Genomic DNA, 22,951 nt, shown 5'->3' with positions numbered 1-22,951 from the left:
AGGACACGACTTGTATCTCTAACCCCTGAACCATTGATCGCCATCTCAACAATTTTTTCGGGAATACCGTCGCGGTTGCCCACATTATGATAGTAAAGTTGAAAACTACGTTGGCAATCACGGCAGCGGTAACGCGGTTCACCACTACGCGCATAGCCGTGTTTGTAAATCGATGCACTTTGACAGTAGCGGCAGTCGACTGGTACGGTGGCCATACACACCTCTTCCTCAGATCAAATGCCTTTAACGATAAAGCTCCATCAAAGCGTTTTCAACTCCCTTAAATCACGACCGTGGTCTAATAAGCATTTAATTAAATTTTCAGCAAATAAGATAACAGGCGTACTCCTATCCAGCTAATGAGCGCGGTGATAATCGTATGGCTCAGGAAGTGATCACCAATCAGCATTTTATAAATGCCCATACTACTCGCCAATACTAATACAACACTGAAAATTATTAGTCGTGCGCGACGTGTATTAAATAAAAAGACCAGTGCTAATAAAGCAAATCCACCGCTAGCGTGCCCAGCAGGATAACAACGTTGTTTTTCGGCTGGGTGATAGGTGTCCGGATAGCGGTGCCATAAGCTTACATGGGGATAAGCACCACCATAACGGTCAATATCGCGTGGGCAAGGAATATTGGTAGTGGCTTTTAGTGCGCCAATCAAGAGTGGGATGCTGATTCCAGCTAACACAATAAGCCATAAACGGCGCTGGTAGGTTTGAATGAGTGGGTGTTTTCTAAAAGCGATGAGGCCAACTAAAATACTCAGTACAAAAATAATAATTAAGCTTTTTGCACCATCATAAAAAATTAAATTCGGCCAAAAGGCGTCACGATTGACTAGCCAGCTTTGGGTGTTGAAATTATAAAAATAATCCTGCAAGCTAATATCAAGATGACTGGATTCAAATAGCATAATAGTGGCGAGCAATAGACCAATGCTTAGGCCTAGTGATTTAAAAAGCTGTTTGATCGAGGTCATGGATTAGTTAATTCGGTCTAAATAGCGTCCGCGATACAGTAGGCGTTTGCGATCAGGCTCGGTGGCATCCACAAAAGCGCTACGACAATGCAGTACATTATTACACACCAACCCTTCGCCCGCTTGTAGCGTGTAGTGCAAATGATAGGGTGTTTCTTGTTCCCACAGGCTTAGTAAAAAATCAGCGGCTGCTTGTGTCATTGCGTCATTACGCCATTCCACATTTCTTTGGCGTGCTGAATAACGCATATGCAGACGCCCAGTTTGGCCGATGGACAATACGGCCCCCGTTTGTGCGGGTCGAATCACTTCACCATTCAGAACATTCGCAGGAATGGTGAAAGCTTGTGGGTGCAGGAGTGCGGTAATATAGGCTGGATTGGCTTCGCGTAACAAAATATACGCGATTTCATGATCCATTAGTTTGGTCATTCCGCCATTGTACGCCGGGCGCACGCAATGCAATAACATGCCATGAATGGCCTCTTTGGGAGCATGATAATAACCATCGGTATGCCAACTTAATTTCTTATCGGTATAAGGAATATAGTCGTGTTGACCCTCATGCTGTGTCATTTCAATGGACGTTAGGCTGTCCGCATCCGCACAAAGATTCGCATGAATTTGCTTTAAACCCAGCGCTTGCGCGAGTCGATGCACTTCTGGTTTACCGACCCTTGCGTCTTCGAAACGATACAGGGCGAAATTATAAGTGTTTACGGTATCACGCAGGGTTTGTATTGCTTCTGGTTCCGGGGCGAGGGCATTAGTAATAGATGTCGTGAGCTGCTCTATACGGACGGGATAGTTTTTCAGTTTTTTATCGCGCCACGCTTGGTATAAGTCTTTATTTTCTAATGAAAAATCGAAGTTTGTCATTGCGCTCAGCGCCATAGTCGTTAGGTGAAAAAGGATTTGAGCAAGTATAGTTAGTTCTGTATATTATTAAATTAGAATATTTTTAGCATCTGCTAGTAAAAGCTTATTTTTAAACATTACTCGCAATATCTAACTAGAGATATACGCAAAAATAGGCCACACCCCATGGGTGAGATTCTTTAGCAGGTGGTAGCAACTTACACTTGCCGAGTATGAAAGACAGTGAATCCAGCGATTCACACCATTGAATTAAATACTGTCCGTGTCCCAGTTAGTTAAACGGGCAGGGCGTCATAAGTGCAACGATGAGGAGGCAGCTATGGCAACAAAACATTATCCAACCCCGATGCTGGATGTCTTAGAAGAAGGTCCATGGCCTAGCTTCATTACTGGTATTAAGAATCTCCGCGATAATCATCCCAATGAACGTATTCGTAATATGACTAATGGCGTATTAGGCCAGTTAGAGCATTCTTATGAAACTCGTATGGGTTATTGGAAAGGCGGCACGATTTCAGTATTCGGTTATGGCGGTGGGATTATTCCGCGCTTCTCTGAAGTCGGCCATATGTTCCCGGAGTCGAAAGAATTCCATACCTTGCGCGTACAACCGCCTGCTGGGAATTACTACACCACCGATATGTTACGTCAGCTTGCTGATAGTTGGGAAAAGTATGGTTCTGGCTTACAAACTTTCCACGGCCAGACGGGCAACATTATGTTCATTGGCTCGGATAGTAAAAACTATCAAGCCTTCTTCGATGAAATTAATGATTATGGCTGGGACTTAGGTGGTGCGGGGCCTTGTGTGCGTACAGGCATGTCCTGTGTCGGCTCTGCACGTTGCGAAATGTCAAACTGTAATGAGCACGCGATTCATCGCCACTTATTAAATAATTTCACGGATGATGTGCATCGTCCTGCCTTGCCTTATAAGTTCAAGTTCAAAGTGTCGGGTTGCCCCAATGATTGCATGAACGCGATTGAACGTGCTGACTTCGCCATTATTGGTACGTGGCGCGATGAGATGAAGATCAACCAAGAAGCTGTCAAAGAAGCCATTATGAAAAAGGCTGCTGAGATCGGCAAAGAAGGGGATCGTGCAGCGGGTCGTCAATATATGTTCGATAACGTCATCAGCCGCTGCCCAACCGGCGCGATTAAGCTGAATGATGATGACACCATGACCGTTGATAATGGCAATTGTGTACGTTGTATGCACTGCTTAAACGTTATGCCAAAAGCGTTACAAACCGGTGATGATAAAGGCGTGAGCATCCTGATGGGTGGTAAGCGGACCTTAAAGATCGGCGATTTAATGGGTACGGTAATTATTCCATTTATGAAAATGGAAACGGAAGAAGATTACGAGCGCATTAAGGAACTGGCTTCAACTGTTATTGACTACTGGGCTGAAAATGGCTTAGAGCACGAGCGCTGCGGTGAGATGATTGAGCGTATTGGTTTAGTGAACTTCATCGAAGGTATCGGTATTGATCCTGATCCCAATATGATCAAGCAGCCACGTAATATTTCTTATGTGCGCATGGATGGTTGGGACGAAGCCGCAGAAGAATGGTTCAATCGTAAACGTGAAGAAAAGATGGCGGCTGCTTAACTAAGCGCTTTCCGCTTTCCTTTGTCAAGGGCTGAGCCTAAGTAGCTCCCTTGATAAAGCTAAGCCTAGGCTTAGTTAGTAGTGAATTCATAAAGATTTTTTGGAGAATTTAGTTCATGGCAGCCGAAATGCGCGACCCAATTGAATCTGGATGTCCTGATGGTTTCCAGTACATGCATCCTGTGATGCGTCGTAATTATGGTCAATGGTTATATCACGAAGATCCACGCCCAGGTGTGTTAGTGCACGTTGCGCGCAGTGGAGAAAAGGTTTGGACTGTGCGTGCCGGTACACAACGTATTCTGGACGTATTCACCTTACGCAAATTGATGGATATCGGCGATCAATATGGTGAAGGCTTTGTGCGCTTCACGATTCGCTCCAATATTGAGTACATGGTAGCGGATGGTGCCAAAGTTGAACCCTTAGTGAAAGCGTTGGAAGATGCGGGTTTCCCCGTAGGTGGTACGCGTAATTCAGTAACCACCTTGTCCCATACTCAAGGTTGGTTACACTGCGATATTCCGGGCACCGATGCGTCTGGCGTCGTGAAAGCGATGATGGATGAGTTAATCGATGAATTCAAAGGTTGGAATATGCCGAATCGTGTGCATATGACTACTTCTTGCTGCCAGATCAACTGTGGCGGTCAAGGTGATATCGCGATTAATGTTCAACACGTAAAACCACCGAAGATCAATCACAATCTGGTGGGTAATATCTGTGAGCGTCCATCGGTGGTGGCGCGTTGCCCTGTGGCTGCGATTCGTCCTGCGATGGTGGATGGTAAACCTTCTTTGGAAGTGGATGAAAAGAAATGTATCTGCTGCGGCGCGTGCTACCCACCTTGCCCACCGATGCAAATCAATGATCATCAATACACACAGTTAGCCATTTGGATTGGCGGTAATCACTCTAATGCGCGTGGTAAGCCAACGTTCCAACGCCTAGTAGCTGCCGGTATTCCCAATAATCCACCACGCTGGCCAGAAGCGACGGCTATCGTGAAGAAAATTTTGCAGTGCTATAAAGAAGGCGCGCGCGATTGGGAACGGATGAATGAATGGGTCGAGCGTATCGGTTGGCCACGTTTCTTTGAAGTTACTGGCTTGCCATTCACGAAGTATCATATCGATAACTGGCGTGGCGCACGTAATAACTTGAATTCTTCAACCCATATCCGCTTCTAAAGCTGATAACGAGGAATGACATGAAATACACCATTATGGTTAATGAAGGCCCTTATCAGCATCAGTCATCTGATACAGCGCTGCAATTTGCACGTGCTGCGTTAGAGAAGGGTCATGAAATTTTTCGGGTGTTCTTCTATCACGATGGCGTGAACAATGGTACGCGCTTGGCGGTTCCACCCAAAGATGATCGTATGCTGCAAAAAGAATGGTCAGAGCTAGCCGAAAAACATGGCTTAGACTTGGTTATTTGTATCGCAGCAGCACAACGCCGTGGCTTAATGGATGCTTCCGAAGCCAAGCGTCAAGGCTTGAATGCCGATAATATTGCTGCTGGTTTTCGTATCTCTGGCTTGGGTCAGTTGATCGAAGGCGGGATTGAATCTGACCGTACTATTGTGTTTGGGGATTAAAACATGGCAAAGAAATTCATGTATTTGAACCGCAAAGCACCTTATGGCACGGTGTATGCGCTGGAATCCTTGGAAGTGGTATTGATTGCTGCCGCCTTTGAGCAAGAAGTGAGCCTCGCCTTTTTAGATGATGGTGTCTATCAAATTGCTAAAGGCCAAAATCCTAAAGCCGTTGGTATGAAAAACTTCTCGCCGACCTACAATGCGTTGGGCGATTATGGCATCACCAAACTGTATGTAGAGCGCGAATCCTTAGCGGAGCGCGGTTTAAGTGAAGAGGATTTGATGCCCATCGTCTACGAAGATGAAGATGATGATTATGCTGAAAAGCCTTCCGTTCAGGTGATTTCGCGTGCAGAAATGGCGCAAATCATGGCTGAGCAAGATGTCACGTTTAGCTTCTAAGGGGTGAGTTATGGCAATGTTGCATATTGTGAATAAATCGCCTTTTGAGCGAAATACGCTGAAAAGTTGCTTAGGTCATGCTTTAGCAGGCGATAGCGTGTTATTAATTGAAGATGCTGTGATTGGTGCAGTGAGTGGCTCTAGTGTGGTTGCTGAGCTGCAACAAGCCATCAATGGCAATTCTATCTCGATTTATGCCTTAGGCCCTGATTTAACGGCACGCGGTGTGAAGCTAGAGCGAGTGCTGGAAGGCATTCAAGTGGTGGATTATGCAGGTTTTGTGGATTTGACCGTAGCTAACGAAAAAACACAAAGCTGGCTGTAAACTTTAACCTTATCTAAAACAGGAGGCCGTGAATGGCTCTGGAAATTGGCGGTAAAACCATTGCGACGGACGAAGAAGGTTACTTAGAAAACCTGAGTGATTGGACACCTGAAGTAGCGAATGCGATGGCGCAAGCAGAAGAGCAACCGGTTACTTTAACGGATGAGCACTGGGAAATTATTAATTTCCTGCGTGAGTATTATGAAGAGTATCAAATCGCTCCAGCGGTGCGCGTATTAACCAAAGCGGTAGGTAAGCGTCTGGGTGCTGATAAAGGCAATTCAAAATACCTCTATAGCTTGTTCCCTTATGGTCCTGGTAAGCAAGCGTGTAAATATGCTGGCCTGCCTAAGCCAACCGGCTGCGTCTAATTCGTATCTATTCATTCGTTTAGTGCTCTAGATAACTAGAGCTACGTCACCAGCCCTAGTATCACTAGGGTTGTTGTGAAGTTTTGTCTGTAGGAGTCAGTTGTGACCTTCGTAAGTATTCTTTATGGTCTGCTGTTTTGGGTGGCGACACTTGTGTTAGTGGTCGGGGTAGGCCGCCGGATATACTTCTACACGCAAATTTCCGTCCCCTTAAAAATTCCAACTACACCCGCCCCCGTTACCCAAAGTGGTGTGGTCTGGCGCATGTTTCGTGAAGTCGTATTCTTCCAAAGCTTATTCCGCGCCAATAAATATATTTGGTTATTTGCCTTTATCTTCCATATGGCTTTGTGGTTAGTGTTGTTGCGCCATACCCGCTATTTCATGGAGATAGGTGCTTTCTTAGGCTTTCTCCAGCCGTTTGGCAAATATGCAAGCTTTGCGATGGTATTTGGCTTAGCAGGTCTATTAGCGCGGCGCATTTTAGTTGATCGTGTACGTTATATCTCTGCGCCTTCTGATTTCTTAATGCTAGCCTTGCTGATTGGTATTGGGCTGAGTGGCATGATGATGACCTTTGTGGCGCACACAGACATTACCATGGTGAAGGGATTTTTCCGTGGCTTAATGACCTTTGATTTTCACCCACTGCCCGCTTCGCCTATCTTGTTAGTGCATTTATTATTAGTGGCAATTTTGATGCTGGTGTTCCCGATTAGTAAGTTACTGCACGCACCTGGGGTGTTTTTCAGCCCGACGCGTAATCAAGTCGATAATCCGCGCGAAAAACGCCATGTTTCTTCGTGGGCTTTAGAACTAGAAAAGAAAAATCAGATTTATCGGGACGAGGTGAAAAATGGCTGATTACGAAGTTCCGAAGCTCAACGGCGAAGGCTATATCGACATCCCGAAAATCAAGCCGGATGCGATGGCAGGCAAAGGCCCTTTTGTAGCTAAACCTGACTTTCAAAAAGCCTTAAATTTTCCCACGGACTTTGCGGCTGACCCAGAGGGTGGCTATGAGTTAGTACCCGATTGGAAAGAACGTGCTTTAGCGAAAATGGATGATTTGCGCCATCGCTATCGTTCGCTGCAATTGTATTTAGATATTTGTGTTAAGTGTGGTGCTTGTACCGACAAATGCCATTATTACCTTGGCACGCAAGACCCGAAAAATATGCCGGTCGCACGGCAAGATTTAATGCGTAAAGTGTATCGGCGCTATTTCACGTTTGCTGGTAAACACTTCCCAAAATTAGTGGGTGCGGTGGATTTGACCGAAGCGGTGATTGACGATTGGTATAACTATTATCACCAATGCTCACAATGTCGACGCTGTTCCGTGTATTGCCCGTATGGGATTGATACTGCTGAAGTATCGATGGCCGCACGTGAAATCCTCGACCACATTGGGCGTGGCTCCAAGTACAACAATGAAATCATCGGTAAGGTGTTCAAAGTTGGTAATAACCTAGGTTTGCCACAGCCAGCCCTGGCGGATACTTTGGAGGGTTTAGAGGAAGATGTCGAAGCCGATACCGGTATTAAGGTTCGCTTTCCTTTAGATGAAGAAGGCGCAGAAGTATTACTGGTTACGCCATCTGCTGACTTCTTTGCTGAGCCGCACGTTGATGGTTTGATGGGTTATGCCAAGGTCTTTCACGAAGCAGGGATTAGCTGGACGCTCAGCTCGTATGCCTCGGAAGGCGCGAATTTCGGCATGTTCATTGGCTCTTACGAAAATATGCGCCGTATTGCGCTACGTATTCGTGAAGCGGCCATCAAGCTCAAAGTTAAACGCATTGTATTCGGGGAATGCGGTCATGCGTGGCGCGTAGCTTATAGTTTCTTAAATACGCTTGCCGGGCCCTTCGATTTTCTTGATCCGAAATACCCTGTACCACAACACATTCTCGAAGTGACTTGGGGTTTGATTCAAGAGGGCAAGCTGGTCATCGATAAATCCCAGAATGATGACAAGGTTCTCACCTTCCACGATTCCTGCAATGTGGCACGTGGCTCGCGCATGGGTGATAAACCCGGTGGGCAGTTTGAATATCCGCGTAATGTCATCAAAGCTGTGTGCAATCACTTTGTCGATATGCCAGCTGACACGATTCACGATGCCACTTATTGTTGTGGTGGTGGTGGTGGTTTGCTGACTGACGATTTAATGGAGTTGCGTGTCAAAGGTGCTCAACCGCGTATGGAAGCACTCAAGTACGTCACTGAGCAGCAGGGTGTCACGCATATGGCGGCGATTTGCGCGATTTGTAAGTCGCAGTTCACCAAAGTTATTCCGTATTACGGCTTTAAGATGGATCAGATTGTCAGCGTGCACCAATTGGTCAGCAAGGCTTTGGTATTGCAGCGCCCAGTGTCCGTACAAGCGCGTCCTGATGAGGATGACGACGATGATGAAGATGATAACGACGACGCATAAGCCGATTCCTAAACCAGATTTATACCGATTTGATCCTGAGTTTGGTGTGCCAAGCTCTCTGAGAGGAGAATGATATGTCAACAGCAGCGCATGACCCAAAATTACAAGGGCATACTTTCCGGCGTTTTAAGGACGGCGATCATCAATGGGACAGTATGCACGACAAGATTTTTGTCGCGGATACCTCCCACAAATGTCCAACTTATGTGCATAAAACGCCACCTTGCCAAGGTTCTTGCCCCTCCGGTGAGGATATTCGTGGCTGGCTGCAAATTGTGCGTGGTATTGAAAAGCCGCCGGTTGGCATGAGTATGCAAGAGTATGCTTTCCGTCGCTCCACCACGGCCAATCCTTTTCCTGCGATGATGGGGCGGGTTTGTCCTGCGCCTTGCCAAACGGGCTGCAATCGTAATGATGTAGATGATTTTGTTGGCATTAATGCGGTTGAGCAATACATCGGTGATTATGCCATTGAGCAGGGTTTTAAATTTGATCCGGCACCCGCTTTATCTGGCAAGAAAGTCGCCATCATTGGTGGTGGCCCAGCCGGTTTATCTGCTGCTTATCAATTACGCCGTTTAGGTCATGCTTCCACGATTTTTGAAAGCTTGCCTGAATTGGGCGGTATGTTCCGCTACGGCATCCCAGGTTATCGTGTGCCACGGGATAAACTGGGCGCAGAAATCCAGCGTATTCTGGATTTGGGCGATATTGAAGTGCGTTGCAATACCACGGTGGGCAAAGATGTCACCGTTGAGCAGCTAGAAAAAGACTATGACGCTGTATTGTGGGCGATGGGTTGCTGGACGGGGCGCGATTTATTCGTTGAGAAATTTGCCGAGACACCGAACTGTGTAACTGCGGTTGATTTCCTCCAAGCCTTCAACTTAGGGACGATGAAATATACCGCGCCGCGCATTGTCTGCGTCGGTGGTGGTGATACTTCGATTGACGTGGTGTCGGTATCGCGCCGGATTGGCACGTTAGCCAATTACCATGAAAAGCCTGAAGATGCAGCGACGGGCAAATTAGTCCATGGCGAAGTGGGCGAGAAAGTCCCTGCAACCGTCACCTTAACGACGTTGTTTGCATTGGATCAGATGACCGCTGCTGAGCATGAAGTCCAAGATGCGCTAAAAGAAGGTGTAACCATTCTGACGCAAGTGATGCCGAAAGAAATCGTCTTTGGCGCAGATGGTCGGGCGATTGGCTTAAAAGTAGTTGAGTGTGTGATGAAGGGTAATTTGCCGCAAGCGTGTGAAGGTGGCAAAGAAACCATTATCGACGCTGATTTAATCGTGTCGGCTATCGGTCAATACGGGCGCTTTGAGGGTGTGGAAGCGTGGAATAATGGTAAAAACCTGATTAACCACAATGCACTGTACCAAGTGCCGGGCAAAGAAGGGCACTTTGCGGCAGGTGATATTGTACGTCCACATTTATTGACTACAGCGATTGGACAAGGCGCTATTGCCGCTGAAACGATTCATCAGTATTTAAATGCGCAAGAAATCCAAAAGCGTCCGAAAGTGGATAAACACCACTTTGATTTAATGCGCAAATTGCAAGAGGCTGGTTTAGAGCCGAGTCGTTTTGATGCATCGAAATCCGCCGATTTGCGCGGTACTTCGGAAATGAAGTATGCGGTGCATAACTACGAAGATCGCGCCAAGAGCACGATTGTGCAATCGTCTGAATTATTCTTAGGGCACTTTGCCGCAAAAGCGCGTCATTTGCGCACTGAAGAAGTGCCCAGTTCTGAAGAAGTACTGGGGCATTTTGCAGAACGGATGAATGCCTTGGCTGAGGTGGAGGTGGTGGCAGAAGCAGGGCGTTGCATGAGTTGTGGCATGTGTTTTGAGTGCGATAACTGTATGATCTTCTGTCCACAAGATGCGGTCTATCGCGTACCGAAAAAGCAAGCGACTTTAGGGCGTTATGTAGCGACTGATTATGCGCGTTGCATTGGCTGCCATATTTGTGCCGATGTCTGCCCAACGGGTTATATTGAAATGGGTATGGGTGAATAAAACATGCCCTTGCTCAGCAATATCAAATCACTGCTGGTGCTGGCGCTATTTGCAATAGCGCTAGTAGGCTGCGATGCGGGTGTGCCAGAGCCAAATCTTGCCCCTGCGAAAGCGAAAGCAGCACAATGCGTCGAGCCGACCGCGGATATGCGTAAAAATCACATGAAGTATTTGCTGGTACATCGCGATAAAACCGTGATTGAAGGGATTCGCACGACCCAGCATAGCCTCAATGAATGCATTAATTGCCATGTCGCGCCCACACGGGAAGATGGTTCGGCTGTGCATTATACGGACGAAAAGAAAGATCATTTTTGTTCGAGTTGCCATAGCTATGTGGGCGTGAAATTAGATTGTTTCCAATGTCATGCGGATCGCCCGCAGGTGATGGAAAACATCAATTACCAACATAAGCTTAGCTCCAATACCTATCATCTTTCCGCCAAGAATGCACCGCCTGAGCTGAGTGATTTATTGTTGCTGGGGCAAAGTCAACAAGCGCAAGGAGTTACGCAATGAGTCAGATCAATGCGTATCGACGCAAATTTATGGCGGCTGTAGGCGGAGTTGCAGTCGGTGGTTTGGCCTCAGGCGTGATACTGCGCAGTGTAGAGGCCAGTGATGTACCGGCCAAACCTGCCGATCAGCCCGTGTCCAATAAAGTGCGCTGGGGTATGTTAATCGATATTAATCGCTTAACGGATGGTGGTGTGGCCATGGTCGAGGCTTGCAAGCGTGAGCATGGTTGGGGTAATGATCCAAAGTCACGTCCTGAGCAACAGTCGCAATGGATGCGTACCGTTAAAGTCACCGACAAACTCACCCAGCACAGTTTCACCTTGCCGGTCATGTGTCAGCATTGCGAAGAGCCGCCTTGTGTGGATGTTTGCCCCACTGGCGCGTCCATGAAGCGTGCGGATGGTATTGTGCAAGTGAATAAGCATATTTGTATTGGCTGTCGTTATTGCATGATGGCTTGTCCATATAAGGCGCGCAGTTTTGTGCACGAGAGTTTGACGGATCAACGCCCGCATTCACCGCGCGGCATGGGTACGGTGGAGTCTTGTAATCTTTGTGTGCATCGTATCGATAAGGGGCAATTGCCTGCCTGTGTCGAAGCAGCCCCGAATGCCGTTATTTTTGGTGACCTAAATGATCCCAATAGTCGGATTAGTCAAGCCGTGAAAACCTTGGGCGGCTCACAAATTCGCGCGGATTTAGGTTTAAATACCGGCGTGCGCTATTTAGGTCTGTGAGGAGTTAGTCATGAGCAGCAAAACCATCGTTTATAGCGAACTCCGCAGCAGCAAAGCTTATTACATCCTGCTGGGTATTTGTGCCGTGTTAGTGGGTTTGGGAGCGCTTAGCTTTTTCCACTTGGAGCACCAAGGCCATCATGTCACAGGGATGAATAATCAAATCGTCTGGGGCCTACCGCATGTATTTGCCATTTTCTTGATTGTGGCTGCTTCCGGCGCTTTAAATATCAGTTCGATTGGTACCGTCTTCAGCAAAACAATTTATCAGCCTTTAGGGCGTTTATCCGCTTTATTAGCCATTTCTTTATTGATCGGCGGTTTAGCGATTTTAGTCTTAGATTTAGGCCATGCTGATCGCCTATTAGTGACCTTGACGCATCGGAATACGAAATCTATTTTTGCATGGAATATTTGGCTTTATAGCGGGTTTTTAGCGCTCGGGGCTTTATATCTATGGACGATGATGGATCGTAAGGTGAATCGCTTCTATAAATATGCAGGTTTTGCAGCCTTTAATTGGCGTTTAATTCTCACCATGGGTACAGGCTCCATTTTTGGATTTTTAGTGGCTCGTGAGTTTTATACAGGCGCGGTGATGGCACCTTTATTTATCTCAATGTCATTTTCGCTAGGATTATCGGTTTATATCCTTGTCTTATTGGCCAGTGCTGCCTTAGGCAGTCGAGAAGTAGGTGATTTAATTGTAAATCGCTTACGCTATTTATTAGCCATTTTCATTGGCGCAGTACTATTTTTTGAATTGGCGCGTCATCTTGCTAATTTGTATGTTACTGAAAAACAAGGTGTAGAAGCCTTTATATTAAAAGATAGTCGTTACGCTGCTTTGTTTTGGGTAGGGCAGATTTTCTTTGGTAGTCTATTACCTTTATTCCTGATTTTCTGTAAGAAGTTTGTTAATCAGCGCTGGGCAGTGCGTTTGGCAGCGATGCTGGTGATTTTGGGCGGTTTCGTACAATTATACATTAATTTAATTGGTGGTCAGGCTTATCCTTTGACCTTATTTCCAAATGCTGAAGTTTCCAGCTCATTTTTTGATGGTGAAATCACACAGTATAGTGCCAGTATTTGGGAATGGTTGTTGGGTTTAGGTGGTTTTGCACTCTCAGTTTTAATTTTGTTAATTGGCTTACAAGTATTGCGTTTCTTACCCGAATCCTTAGCGGATGAAGTCATAGAGCCGCTTAGTCAGGCGTAAAGTTTGAAACTATTAAAGCTATTTGAAAAACCGGCTTAGGCCGGTTTTTGCCATGCACTTAATAACGCTTGGGTTTGTTCCAATAAATAATTCTTGCGCCATTTATCATTGCCTGCGGCTTTTAATAATAACTCATGTTGCCGCAAACAAAGTTTTTGCCACTGCGGTTGATGTTTTGCCCAATCCCGTAATAAGGTCAGAATAAAACTATCCAAATCGGCTTCTAAATAGGCAGGCTCTACGTATTCACGCAATAAGCGCTCAAAGGCACTTTGTTGACGTTCTGGCGGCAAATTCTTAAATACTTCCCACAATTGCACGCAGCTTAGTTTCATTAAGCGATACACATGCCCGTCCGCATCATCCATCTGTTGAGTTAGGCGTGGTAAAACACTCATCAATGCCAAACATAAATCAATAGTTTCACTCGAAGGTGTGGTGGGTTTTCGCGCATTCGAAATAAGCAGGTCTAAGGAATCATTCAGAATTTGTGCGCTTTTGCGGCTAATAATGCCATCAGCGCCGATATGCCGCTCAATCATGGTATTTAGGGTGCGGCGATATTTAGCCTCATTGGCCTCATCTTCACTCAGTAATTCGCCAAATTGAATCAAGAGTGCATCACGTACATGATTATCATTTAAGGCACTGTCAATCAGAAACTGATCGAGTTGTTTGCGATTGAGTTTTTTCAGAATGAATTCTATTTGTCCGCGACGTGTCAGGGGGCGCGTATTTTTTTTTGTATCAGTTTCCGCTTCAGTGTTTATGGTGGGTGTCATTGTGAGTCTGATTATAGTGTTTATTAATGTGGCGCAGAGCTTACTACAAAGCAAACCATCAAGCCTAGCTACCTCGCTTTAAAGTTTTGGCGTAAAGCCTTTGCGTTTTAAACGAATACTTCACAGGCGATAGGGGTATTCCCAAATAAGACCATACTAATCTCCCTTTTGGGGAGGGGCTAGTTTTCTTGAACTTCGTTAGACTAGCATTATGGCAAGACTCTTTATTTCCGCAGCGCACAAATCCTCAGGTAAAACCACGCTTTCCATTGGTTTATGTGCCGCATGGCGTGCGCAAGATTTGAACGTTCAACCTTTCAAAAAAGGCCCTGATTATATTGATCCCTTATGGTTAAGTGCGGCCAGTGGGCGTAGCTGCCATAATCTGGACTTTAATACTATGTCGCCCAGCGAAATTCTGCATAGTGTGCAACATTATGGGGCAACAGCGGATATTTCGGTTCTCGAAGCCAATAAAGGCTTATACGATGGCATGGCCTTGGATGGTGCTGATAGTAATGCCGCTTTAGCGAAATTGACCCAGTCGCCCGTTATACTGGTGCTCGATACACGCGGTATGACACGTGGCATTGTTCCTTTGCTCATGGGCTATCTAGCGTTTGATCGTGAAGTACAAATTGCCGGTGTGATTTTAAATCGTGTGGGTGGGGCGCGTCATGCCACCAAATTACGCCAAGCGGTGGAATATTTTACCGATGTTGCGGTATTGGGCTGTGTGCAAGAAAGTGCAGCAATGGCCATTGAAGAGCGTCACCTCGGTTTAATTCCTAGTAATGAGGCTGAACTCGCTAGCTTGCAAATTAATCGGATTCGCGACCAAGTAGCGGATCAGGTCGACTTGGGGGCTTTGCGTCAAATTGCTGACTGTGCCATGGACTTACCCCGTCAAGCACTGGCTCATCATTCGAAACCGCGCGCTAGTGTGCGTATTGGTATTTGCCAAGATGCTGCCTTTGGATTTTATTACGCTAGCGATATAGAAGCGTTGCGGCAAGCGGGGGCGGAGCTAGTGCCGATCAATACTTTGCGTGATGCCTATTTACCGGATATTGATGGTTTGTTGATTGGCGGTGGTTTTCCGGAAACACATTTGCAGGCTTTGTCTGCTAATCGTAGTTTGCGTGAATCGATTCGGACGGCCATTGAAGCCGGTTTGCCGACGTATGCGGAATGTGGCGGCTTGATGTATTTAACGCGCCAGATTGTTTGGAAAGATAACAAAGCAGAGATGGTCGGCGTGATTCCTGCGGATGCGGTGATGCAGAATAAACCGCAGGGGCGTGGTTATGTACGTATTCAAGAAACGGCACAGATGCCTTGGGGCGGTGCAAGTGAGGCGGCAATTCAGGCTCACGAGTTTCATTATTCGCGTCTTGAAAATATAGGGGCAGGTGGCACCTTCGCCTATAAGGTGCTGCGTGGTACGGGAATCGATGGTGAGCATGATGGTTGGATCTATAAAAACCTGCTCGCGTCCTATACCCATTTAAGACACACTGCTCAATACCCTTGGGCAAACCGTTTTGTGGATTTTGTGAAATCTCATCGAAGGAAAGCTGTTGCATGATTATTGTGACTCCTGAAGCGGCGAAACAAATTAGACAGGCTGCTGAACAAAGTTTTACCCAAGGCTTGCCCTTGCGCATAGCGGTAACTCGATCAGCCGATGGGATGTTTCACTATCGTATGGGGTTCGATGATGAGTTTCAGGTGGGTGATATCAGTGTTGAAACGGAAGGGATTAATCTATTAGTCGATGCGGATTCACAAGCCTTATGCCAAGGAATGATGCTCGATTTCGTGGAGTTGGACGGGAATATGGAGTTCGTGTTCATGAATCCTAATGATCCCCATTACCGCCCACCACAGGATTAAGCGATGGTGACGGCTACTTCATCCACCACACCGGATATGAGCGCTACCACCGAGAATGGGCGTACTATTGGGTCACGTGCGCAAGCCAAATACCGTTCGGGTTTGAGTTTTCCGCTGCGTGTGCGTGTTATTTTAGTTTTTCTGGTACTTGCTTTTGGTGCTTCAGGTTTATTGTCGTTTTGGGCCTTACTAAACCATGCGCAAGCGAATTGGATTTTGCCAAGCCTCTTGGTGGTATGGGTTCTAACGGCGATTGGCACACTCAGTTTTTTGTATTGGATGTGGCGCGAATTTAATTTTTTCGGCCAAGAATTATCAGATTGGGTAACGCGTTTGCGTGCGGGTGATTTGAATACACGGATGCCTATGAATCGCAAAGGTTGTCCATCGCTACGGATTCGCGAACAAATCAATGCGATTACCGATGATTATCAAGCCATGTCGCGAATGCAACAACAGCGCCTCAATCGGCAAGCTCAATTCATTGCCCAGAAAAACCGTCATTTAACCGTGCTTTATGATGTGGCGAGCTGTATCAATCGCGCGAATTCGCTGGAAGCCTTATTTGAACGTGTCTTACGCGGCCTAAGGGAAGTTTTTAAGGCTAAAGCAGTCGCCATTCGTTTATCCGATGAGCAGGGTGAATTAAAGCTGGTCGCGAGTTTTGGACTAAGTGATGAAATTGTGGCCTTGGAACAGCGCTTACCTAGCCCAGAGTGCATTTGTGGCAAAACCTTGAAGGCCGGTTTGATTGAGGCACAACCCCAGATTCAAACCTGTGATCGTCTCTTAAAGACCAGTATGTTTGGCACCGACAGCGCTTTGCAGATGCTTGCTGTGCCTTTGCAATACCGTGAGAAAATTTTGGGGGTGTATAATTTATTTGTGTCGCCCGAACAATTTGCGCATTTGCAGGAAGAAGAAGATTTATTGACCAGTATTGGTCAGCACTTAGGGATGGCGATTGAGAAAGCACGTGTCGAAAAAGATGTGGTGCGCTTATCGATTATTGAAGAGCGTACCCGCATGGCCCATGAGCTACATGACTCCTTAGCACAGACCTTAGCGAGTTTGCGTTTTAAAGTACGTTTATTAGACGACACCTTGCATCGTGGCGATGAAACTATCGCATGGCAAGAATTAGAAAATCTTGAGCAAACCGTGGATGAGGCGTATGCAGAATTGCGTAGTCTTATTACCCATTTCCGTGCCCCGTTAGATGGTAAAGGTGTGGTGCGTGCGGTGGAGAAAATAACCGAGCGTTTTCGGGTCGAAACGCAGATGGAAGTATTTTTCTACCATAATTGGAATTTGGCCGGTCTGCCGAGCGAAATGGAGTTAGAAGTCGTGCGCATCGTCCAAGAGGCTTTGGCGAATGTGCGCAAGCATAGTAAAGCAAGTACCGTGCGTATTTTGATGTATAGCTCGGAAGAAGGTCGTTGTAGTATTTTGGTGGAGGATGATGGTGTTGGTTTGCCGCAAGATTTGCCGAAATTTGATCCGAAAACGGGTGAACATATCGGTATGAAAATTATGCAAGAGCGTGCCGAGAAAATAGGCGGTGAAGTGCAATTTGAAAGTGATCCCGAGGAAGGTGGCACTCTAATGCAATTGAGTTTTCAAGCACCCGTTAAGGTTAAAGCCGATGTTGAATTCCGGCCTAGGCCAACTGTCCCAAATACTATGGTGGAGCCAGCGTCACATGCATGAAAAAGTATTATTAGTCGACGATCACACCTTATTCCGTGCGGGTTTGCAGGATTTATTAGTGCGGCGTGGGATTGAAATTGTCGCAGCGGTGGGAAGTGGTGACGAGGGTATTCGTCGTGCTGCGGAATTAGAGCCAGATATTGTGCTCTTGGATATGCGTATGCCACAAATGGATGGCCTAACCGTTTTACGTCAATTACGCAAAAACCATCCCAGCTTGAAAGTGGTTATGCTAACGACCAGCACCAGTGAGAACGACCTGATTGAAGCCTTGAAAGCCGGTGCACGCGGTTATTTGTTAAAAGACATTGAGCCTGACGAATTAGTGCTAGGTTTACGTGAAATTATGGCCGGTAAGACTGTAGTCGCGCCCGAGTTAGCACCAGTCTTAGCTCGCTTTGTACAGGGTAAAGATGGCGATTTTGATAATAAAGCAGCCAATCCTTTCTCCGAATTGACTCCACGCGAATATGAGATATTAACGCTCTTAGCGGAAGGACAAAGCAATAAAGTTATTGCACGTAATTTGGGAATTTCGGATGGCACGGTAAAATTGCATGTCAAAGCGATTTTACGCAAATTAAATGTCAGCTCGCGGATTACGGCGGCGGTGATGGCCGTTGAGCACGGTGTGCGCGCTAATGCCACGGATGAGCTGACCTGAGTTAGTAAGGTTTCATGCATAAAACTTATAAAAACTTAATTAGTGAGGTATTGCCTCAGATTCGCGAAATTTTTCCTTGGGATTTAGCGGATTTACGCGAAACTCAAGAGATAGTAATTGTTGATATTCGTGAGCCTGAAGAGGTTGCACTGGGGAGTATTCAAGGCGCTTTGCACGTACCGCGCGGTATGTTAGAAGCTGCCTGCGATTGGGGTTATTCAGAGACGATTCCTCACTTAGTCGCCGCGCGTGATAAGCCTGTCGTGCTAGCCTGTCGCTCGGGTAATCGTAGTGCTTTGGCCGCCTTCACCTTGCAATTAATGGGCTACCAACACGTTTATTCGCTAAAAACCGGCATTCGGGGTTGGAATGATGCGGAGTTGCCCTTGGTTACACCACAGGGTGAGCAAGTGGATGTGGATGAAGCAGAACATCTGCTAAGCCCGCCCGTGAAACCTGAACAATTAGCGCCACGTTAATTTATACTGCGCCGCATGAAAATCGGCAGCTATCAACTCTCCAATAATCTGATTGTCGCCCCCATGGCGGGTGTGACCGATCGTCCCTTTCGGACGCTTTGCAAATATTTTGGTGCAGGCCACGCGGTCAGTGAAATGATGGCGGCGGATGCAACGTTGTATGCACAGAAAAAGTCCATGTTTCGCAAAAACTTTGATGGTGAATTAGCGCCCATTTCCGCGCAGATTGCTGGTTCTGATCCACAATTGCTAGCAGAAGCAGCTCGTTATCAGGTCGCCAATGGCGCACAAATAGTGGATATTAATATGGGTTGCCCCGCTAAAAAGGTTTGTAACAAACTAGCAGGCTCAGCTTTATTAAAAGACGAGGATTTAGTTGCGCGGATTTTGGAGGCGGTTGTCCAAGCAGTAGACGTACCAGTTACCCTAAAAACTCGTTTGGGTTTCGCCAATGGGCAAGAAAATATCCTACGTGTGGCTGTGCGTGCGGAACAAGCCGGTATTGCAGCGCTTGCGATTCATGGGCGCACGCGCGAGCAAATGTATACCGGTGCAGCCCGTTATGAATTAATCGCGGCAGTGAAGCGTTTGCTCAAAATTCCGGTGATTGCGAATGGCGATATTGATAGCCCGCAGAAAGCTAAGTTTGTGCTTGATCAAACCGGCGCAGATGGGCTGATGATTGGGCGTGCGGCGCAAGGTCGACCGTGGATTTTTCGCGAAATTGCGCATTATCTGAAAACCGGTGAAGTATTAGCGCCACCGCATGTAAGCGAAATTCGTGAAGTATTACTACAGCACTTAGATGATTTATATACCTTTTATGGCGAATATGCAGGGGTTCGTATTGCGCGCAAGCATATCGCTTGGTACACGACAGGATTCTATGACAGTAATGCGTTTCGCCAAGCGATGTATCAGCAAGAAACCCCGAGCCAGCAGATAAAAATGTTGGAAGCGTTTTTTAATAGACAGATAGAAAACGCAGTGTAAGGTTTACATCTGTGGCCATTATGTTACCAAGCTACTGAGTTAACACGCTGACAGCATAACTCCAAAGCGCATGGTTTGTGCAAGCGCAAAAAGCGGAGTCTTCACTCCGCTTATAAATCTACACTCATTAAATACCGCGCAAAAGTTCGTTGATACCGACTTTGCCGCGCGTTTTGGCATCGACACGCTTGACGATGACAGCACAATAGAGGCTGCATTTACCGTCAGTCGAGGGCAGATTGCCTGATACGACTACCGAGCCTGCGGGAATACGGCCATAGATAATTTGGTCGTTTTCGCGGTCATAAATGCGTGTGCTTTGGCCAATATAGACGCCCATGGAAATGACTGAGCCTTCTTCGACAATGACGCCTTCCACGACTTCAGAGCGCGCACCAATGAAGCAATTATCTTCAATGATGGTGGGCGCTGCTTGTAATGGTTCTAAAACGCCACCAATGCCAACCCCACCAGATAAGTGCACATTCTTACCAATTTGCGCACAAGAGCCCACAGTAGCCCAAGTATCGACCATCGTGCCCGTATCTACATAGGCACCAATATTCACATAAGAGGGCATTAACACGGTGCCGGAAGCGATAAAAGAACCCCGACGTGCAATGGCTTGGGGCACAACGCGAATCCCGCTTGCTGCAAATTCTTCGCTAGTCATATCGGCGAATTTTGAAGGCACTTTGTCATAATATTGGGTACAGCCACTTTGCATGACGACATTGTCATTAATGCGGAACGATAATAAGACGGCTTTTTTTAGCCATTCGTTGACGACCCAGTCGCCCACGCCACGGCGATCAGCCACACGTGCTTTGCCGCTATCTAAGAGGTTTAAGGCTTCGTTGACAGCCTCACGGGTACTAGCATCGACATTACGCGGGGTAATGTCAGCGCGGCGTTCGAAGGCGGCTTCAATCGTAGCTTGAAGGTCGGACATGTGCTTCTCCCAAATCCTAAAAATTATAACTGTTCAACACAGTGACGAATGCGCTGTGCTGCGGTGATACATTCTTGCTCGGTCGCAACCAAAGCCAAACGAATACGATTTTTACCCGGATGATCAGTAGCTGTTTCGCGTGCTAAATAACTCCCCGGAACCACATGCACATGTTGCTCTGCAAATAAACGGCGTGTGAATAGAACATCATCTTCGGGAGTTATGGGCCACAAGTAAAAGCCCGCATCCGGTTTTTTGACCTCTAAAACGGGTGATAAAATGTCTAGTACCGCATCAAATTTGGCGCGGTATAAATCACGGTTCGCACGCACATGCTCCTCGTCTTGCCACGCCAAAGTACTAGCGACTTGGAAGGGTGGTGGCATGGCGCAACCATGGTAAGTGCGATATTGTAAAAAGCTATCCAATACGTTTGCATCGCCCGCAACAAAGCCTGAGCGCATCCCGGGTGCATTAGAGCGCTTAGATAGGCTATGAAATACCACACAACGCTGATAATCCGTATTCCCCATTTGGGCTGAGGCTTGCAACAAACCTACTGGCGCATGGGCTTCATCAAAGTACAATTCGGAATAGCATTCGTCCGACGCAATAATAAAATCATATTGTTCCGCAAGACGAATCAAATCCTGCAGTTGCTCCATCGACATGACTGCGCCGGTTGGGTTTCCGGGCGTGCAAATGTAAAGCAATTGGCAGCGTTGCCAGACAGCAGCGGGGACGCTAGAAAAATCAGGGATAAAGCCATTGTCAGCGGTGCAATTTAGGTAAATTGGTTCTGCACCTGCCAATAAAGCCGCGCCTTCATAAATCTGATAGAAAGGGTTCGGCATGACCACAGCGGGATTAGCACGACGATCAATGACCGCCTGTGCAAAAGCAAATAAGGCTTCGCGGGTGCCATTCACCGGCAAAATATGCTTGTCTGGATCAATCGATTGGGCTGGTAATTGAAAGCGACGCGTTAACCAATGACCAATCGCAGCGCGCAAGGGCATATCACCTTTGGTCAAGGGATAAGTTGCCAAACCTGCCAAATGCTCACTCACCGCCTGATGAATAAACGCTGGAGTTGGATGTTTGGGTTCACCAATTGCTAAGGAAACCGAGGAGAGAGCAGGGGGCTGCACGCCTTTGAGCAATTCCCGAATTTTCTGAAAAGGATAGGGTTGCAGTTGCTGTAGTTCGCTATTCATGACAAGTAGGGGGTGGATAAAGGGTTTAGTATAACGAATCATGAAGCAAAAAAGAAAAGCCTCCGTGAAGGAGGCTTATCAAGTTTCTTGGGCGTTTTACTGAACTTGAATGGTCATCCAATTCACAGCCGCTTTTACTTCATCATCACTTAAAGATAAGTTACCCCCTTTAGGCGGCATAGCATTTTTACCTTTTAAGCTACTGATATACAGCGCTTCCATACCCGTCGCAATACGTGGTGCCCAGGCTTGTTTATCACTGATTTTTGGCGCATTCGCCACGCCGGTGTCATGACACATAAAGCAAACGGCTTTATAAGTCTTTTCACCATCTAGAGGGGCTGCTGTGGGTGCGGCCTCAGTGTTTGGCGTCGTTTGCGCCACCTCGGCACTAGGTGCAGCACTCGGAACCACATTATCAGGCGCCACGGCCAGTGTAGGGGTATCGGCTGGTTTCGGTACTTCAGGACTAGCGACTTCGTTGGCAGTACCTGCCGTTGGCATTGTAGCGGTTTCAGTGCTAGTCGTTGCTGTATTGGTGTTTGAGCTAGTCGCTTGCGTCTCAGTCGTGACTGCTTGGACATTATCGAGGGTAGCTTTAGCTGCCTCCGTGGTAGCATCGACTGCTTTTTGGGCTGCAGCCTGTGTATCGCTCGCTACTTCCTTAGCGGTTTCTTTCGCATCACTGGCTAATTGCTGCGTAGCACCCAGTGCTGCTGTAGCGGCTTCCTTGCTTGCATCGACAGCATCTTTAGCAGTTTCTTTGGTCGCATCCACTGCGTTTTCTACGGTTTGTTTAGTAACATCCACTGCGGTTTTAGCGGTTTCTGTAGCGGTTTCAGCCGCTGCCTTGGTGGCATCAACCACGTCTTTAGCAGTTTCTTTGGTCGCATCCACTGCGTTTTCTGCGGTTTGTTTAGTAGCATCCACTGCGGTTTTAGCAGTTTCTGTAGCGGTTTCAGCCGCTGCCTTGGTGGCATCAACCACGTCTTTAGCAGTTTCTTTGGTAGCGTCCACTGCATTTTCAGCCGCTTGTTTAGTTTCTTCTACCGCTGTTTTGGCAGTTTCTGCAGCGGTTTCAGCCGCTGTCTTGGTAGCATCAACGACCTCTTTTGCTG

At 47.0% G+C, this 22,951-nt stretch carries 25 protein-coding genes; 18 read left to right on the top strand and 7 right to left on the bottom strand.

From position 1 onward, the window contains the following. From A3IE_RS0118145 to A3IE_RS0118135, 3 genes are all read right to left on the bottom strand, one after another. A partial coding sequence (locus A3IE_RS0118145; RefSeq protein WP_020396254.1) for an IS1/IS1595 family N-terminal zinc-binding domain-containing protein occupies positions 1-215 on the bottom strand: 215 nt, incomplete at its 3' end. A 98-nt stretch (positions 216-313) separates the two neighbouring features. Continuing rightward, positions 314-991 (bottom strand): phosphatase PAP2 family protein, encoded by a 678-nt coding sequence (locus A3IE_RS0118140; protein ID WP_020397048.1) that lies wholly within the window; start codon positions 989-991, stop codon positions 314-316. Between the two features lie 3 nt (positions 992-994). Continuing rightward, positions 995-1,870: a TauD/TfdA family dioxygenase gene (locus A3IE_RS0118135; RefSeq protein ID WP_020397047.1), complete on the bottom strand. Its 876-nt coding sequence runs from the start codon at positions 1,868-1,870 to the stop codon at positions 995-997. A gap of 319 nt (positions 1,871-2,189) precedes the next feature. Between A3IE_RS0118135 and dsrA the strand changes: the two genes are divergently transcribed. The 12 genes from dsrA (at position 2,190) to nrfD (ending at position 13,140) form a co-directional block, all read left to right on the top strand. Continuing rightward, positions 2,190-3,488 (top strand): dissimilatory-type sulfite reductase subunit alpha, encoded by a 1,299-nt coding sequence (gene dsrA, locus A3IE_RS0118130; protein WP_020397046.1) that lies wholly within the window; start codon positions 2,190-2,192, stop codon positions 3,486-3,488. Positions 3,489-3,604: 116 nt separating this feature from the next. Then, positions 3,605-4,678: a dissimilatory-type sulfite reductase subunit beta gene (gene dsrB / locus A3IE_RS0118125; RefSeq protein WP_020397045.1), complete on the top strand. Its 1,074-nt coding sequence runs from the start codon at positions 3,605-3,607 to the stop codon at positions 4,676-4,678. 20 nt (positions 4,679-4,698) lie between these two features. Further along, positions 4,699-5,091, top strand: coding sequence for a sulfurtransferase complex subunit TusD (gene tusD, locus A3IE_RS0118120; protein WP_020397044.1), 393 nt, complete (start codon positions 4,699-4,701; stop codon positions 5,089-5,091). 3 nt (positions 5,092-5,094) lie between these two features. Further along, a complete protein-coding gene (gene tusC, locus A3IE_RS0118115; RefSeq protein WP_020397043.1) occupies positions 5,095-5,496 on the top strand; it encodes a sulfurtransferase complex subunit TusC in 402 nt (133 codons plus the stop codon). A gap of 10 nt (positions 5,497-5,506) precedes the next feature. Then, entirely contained in the window at positions 5,507-5,821 is a 315-nt protein-coding gene (tusB, locus tag A3IE_RS0118110; protein WP_020397042.1) for a sulfurtransferase complex subunit TusB, read from the top strand. Positions 5,822-5,853: 32 nt separating this feature from the next. Then, positions 5,854-6,192, top strand: coding sequence for a TusE/DsrC/DsvC family sulfur relay protein (locus A3IE_RS0118105; protein WP_020397041.1), 339 nt, complete (start codon positions 5,854-5,856; stop codon positions 6,190-6,192). Positions 6,193-6,294: 102 nt separating this feature from the next. Beyond that, positions 6,295-7,056, top strand: coding sequence for a respiratory nitrate reductase subunit gamma (locus A3IE_RS0118100; RefSeq protein ID WP_020397040.1), 762 nt, complete (start codon positions 6,295-6,297; stop codon positions 7,054-7,056). Next, positions 7,049-8,635 carry a sulfate reduction electron transfer complex DsrMKJOP subunit DsrK gene (dsrK, locus tag A3IE_RS0118095; protein WP_020397039.1) on the top strand — a complete coding sequence of 529 codons (1,587 nt, stop codon included), beginning with the start codon at positions 7,049-7,051 and terminating at the stop codon, positions 8,633-8,635. Before A3IE_RS0118100 ends, dsrK begins: the two co-directional genes overlap by 8 nt. Before the next feature lie 74 nt (positions 8,636-8,709). Continuing rightward, positions 8,710-10,665 carry an NAD(P)-binding protein gene (locus A3IE_RS0118090; RefSeq protein ID WP_020397038.1) on the top strand — a complete coding sequence of 652 codons (1,956 nt, stop codon included), beginning with the start codon at positions 8,710-8,712 and terminating at the stop codon, positions 10,663-10,665. A 3-nt stretch (positions 10,666-10,668) separates the two neighbouring features. Next, positions 10,669-11,184, top strand: a complete 516-nt coding sequence (locus tag A3IE_RS0118085; RefSeq protein ID WP_020397037.1) for a hypothetical protein — start codon at positions 10,669-10,671, stop codon at positions 11,182-11,184. Next, positions 11,181-11,921: a sulfate reduction electron transfer complex DsrMKJOP subunit DsrO gene (gene dsrO, locus A3IE_RS0118080; protein ID WP_020397036.1), complete on the top strand. Its 741-nt coding sequence runs from the start codon at positions 11,181-11,183 to the stop codon at positions 11,919-11,921. The genes A3IE_RS0118085 and dsrO overlap by 4 nt, the downstream gene beginning before the upstream one ends. Positions 11,922-11,931: 10 nt before the next feature. Beyond that, positions 11,932-13,140 (top strand): NrfD/PsrC family molybdoenzyme membrane anchor subunit, encoded by a 1,209-nt coding sequence (nrfD, locus tag A3IE_RS0118075; protein WP_020397035.1) that lies wholly within the window; start codon positions 11,932-11,934, stop codon positions 13,138-13,140. Positions 13,141-13,175: 35 nt separating this feature from the next. On the opposite strand, the gene A3IE_RS0118070 is transcribed toward nrfD, so the two are convergent. Beyond that, complete coding sequence (locus tag A3IE_RS0118070) at positions 13,176-13,922, bottom strand: hypothetical protein (protein WP_020397034.1); 747 nt, start codon at positions 13,920-13,922, stop codon at positions 13,176-13,178. A 211-nt stretch (positions 13,923-14,133) separates the two neighbouring features. On the opposite strand from A3IE_RS0118070, the gene A3IE_RS0118065 reads away from it, so the two are divergent. Genes A3IE_RS0118065 through dusB form a run of 6 tightly spaced genes read left to right on the top strand, consistent with a single transcriptional unit; the run spans position 14,134 to position 19,664 of the window. Continuing rightward, on the top strand, positions 14,134-15,510 hold the full coding sequence (locus A3IE_RS0118065) for a cobyrinic acid a,c-diamide synthase CobB (RefSeq protein ID WP_020397033.1): 1,377 nt from the start codon (positions 14,134-14,136) through the stop codon (positions 15,508-15,510). Further along, positions 15,507-15,818 carry a HesB/IscA family protein gene (locus A3IE_RS0118060; RefSeq protein WP_020397032.1) on the top strand — a complete coding sequence of 104 codons (312 nt, stop codon included), beginning with the start codon at positions 15,507-15,509 and terminating at the stop codon, positions 15,816-15,818. The genes A3IE_RS0118065 and A3IE_RS0118060 overlap by 4 nt, the downstream gene beginning before the upstream one ends. A 3-nt stretch (positions 15,819-15,821) precedes the next feature. Then, entirely contained in the window at positions 15,822-17,528 is a 1,707-nt protein-coding gene (locus A3IE_RS0118055; RefSeq protein ID WP_020397031.1) for a GAF domain-containing sensor histidine kinase, read from the top strand. After that, positions 17,521-18,192: a response regulator gene (locus tag A3IE_RS0118050; protein WP_020397030.1), complete on the top strand. Its 672-nt coding sequence runs from the start codon at positions 17,521-17,523 to the stop codon at positions 18,190-18,192. Before A3IE_RS0118055 ends, A3IE_RS0118050 begins: the two co-directional genes overlap by 8 nt. 14 nt (positions 18,193-18,206) lie before the next feature. Continuing rightward, positions 18,207-18,671, top strand: coding sequence for a rhodanese-like domain-containing protein (locus A3IE_RS0118045; protein ID WP_020397029.1), 465 nt, complete (start codon positions 18,207-18,209; stop codon positions 18,669-18,671). Between the two features lie 15 nt (positions 18,672-18,686). Then, positions 18,687-19,664, top strand: a complete 978-nt coding sequence (gene dusB, locus A3IE_RS21285; RefSeq protein ID WP_020397028.1) for a tRNA dihydrouridine synthase DusB — start codon at positions 18,687-18,689, stop codon at positions 19,662-19,664. Positions 19,665-19,791: 127 nt separating this feature from the next. Here the strand turns inward: dusB and dapD are convergent, their stop codons facing one another. The 3 genes from dapD to A3IE_RS23230 form a co-directional block, all read right to left on the bottom strand. Beyond that, on the bottom strand, positions 19,792-20,616 hold the full coding sequence (gene dapD / locus A3IE_RS0118035; RefSeq protein ID WP_020397027.1) for a 2,3,4,5-tetrahydropyridine-2,6-dicarboxylate N-succinyltransferase: 825 nt from the start codon (positions 20,614-20,616) through the stop codon (positions 19,792-19,794). Between the two features lie 23 nt (positions 20,617-20,639). Then, positions 20,640-21,833, bottom strand: coding sequence for a succinyldiaminopimelate transaminase (dapC, locus tag A3IE_RS0118030; RefSeq protein ID WP_026155021.1), 1,194 nt, complete (start codon positions 21,831-21,833; stop codon positions 20,640-20,642). A gap of 96 nt (positions 21,834-21,929) precedes the next feature. After that, positions 21,930-22,951: c-type cytochrome (locus A3IE_RS23230; RefSeq protein ID WP_020397025.1), on the bottom strand; the 1,022-nt coding region annotated here is incomplete at its 5' end.

Origin of the sequence: Thiolinea disciformis DSM 14473 (assembly GCF_000371925.1) — a bacterium.
GTDB classification, from domain to species: Bacteria; Pseudomonadota; Gammaproteobacteria; order Thiotrichales; family Thiotrichaceae; genus Thiolinea; species Thiolinea disciformis.
This window is presented reverse-complemented; position numbering and strand designations above follow the sequence as displayed.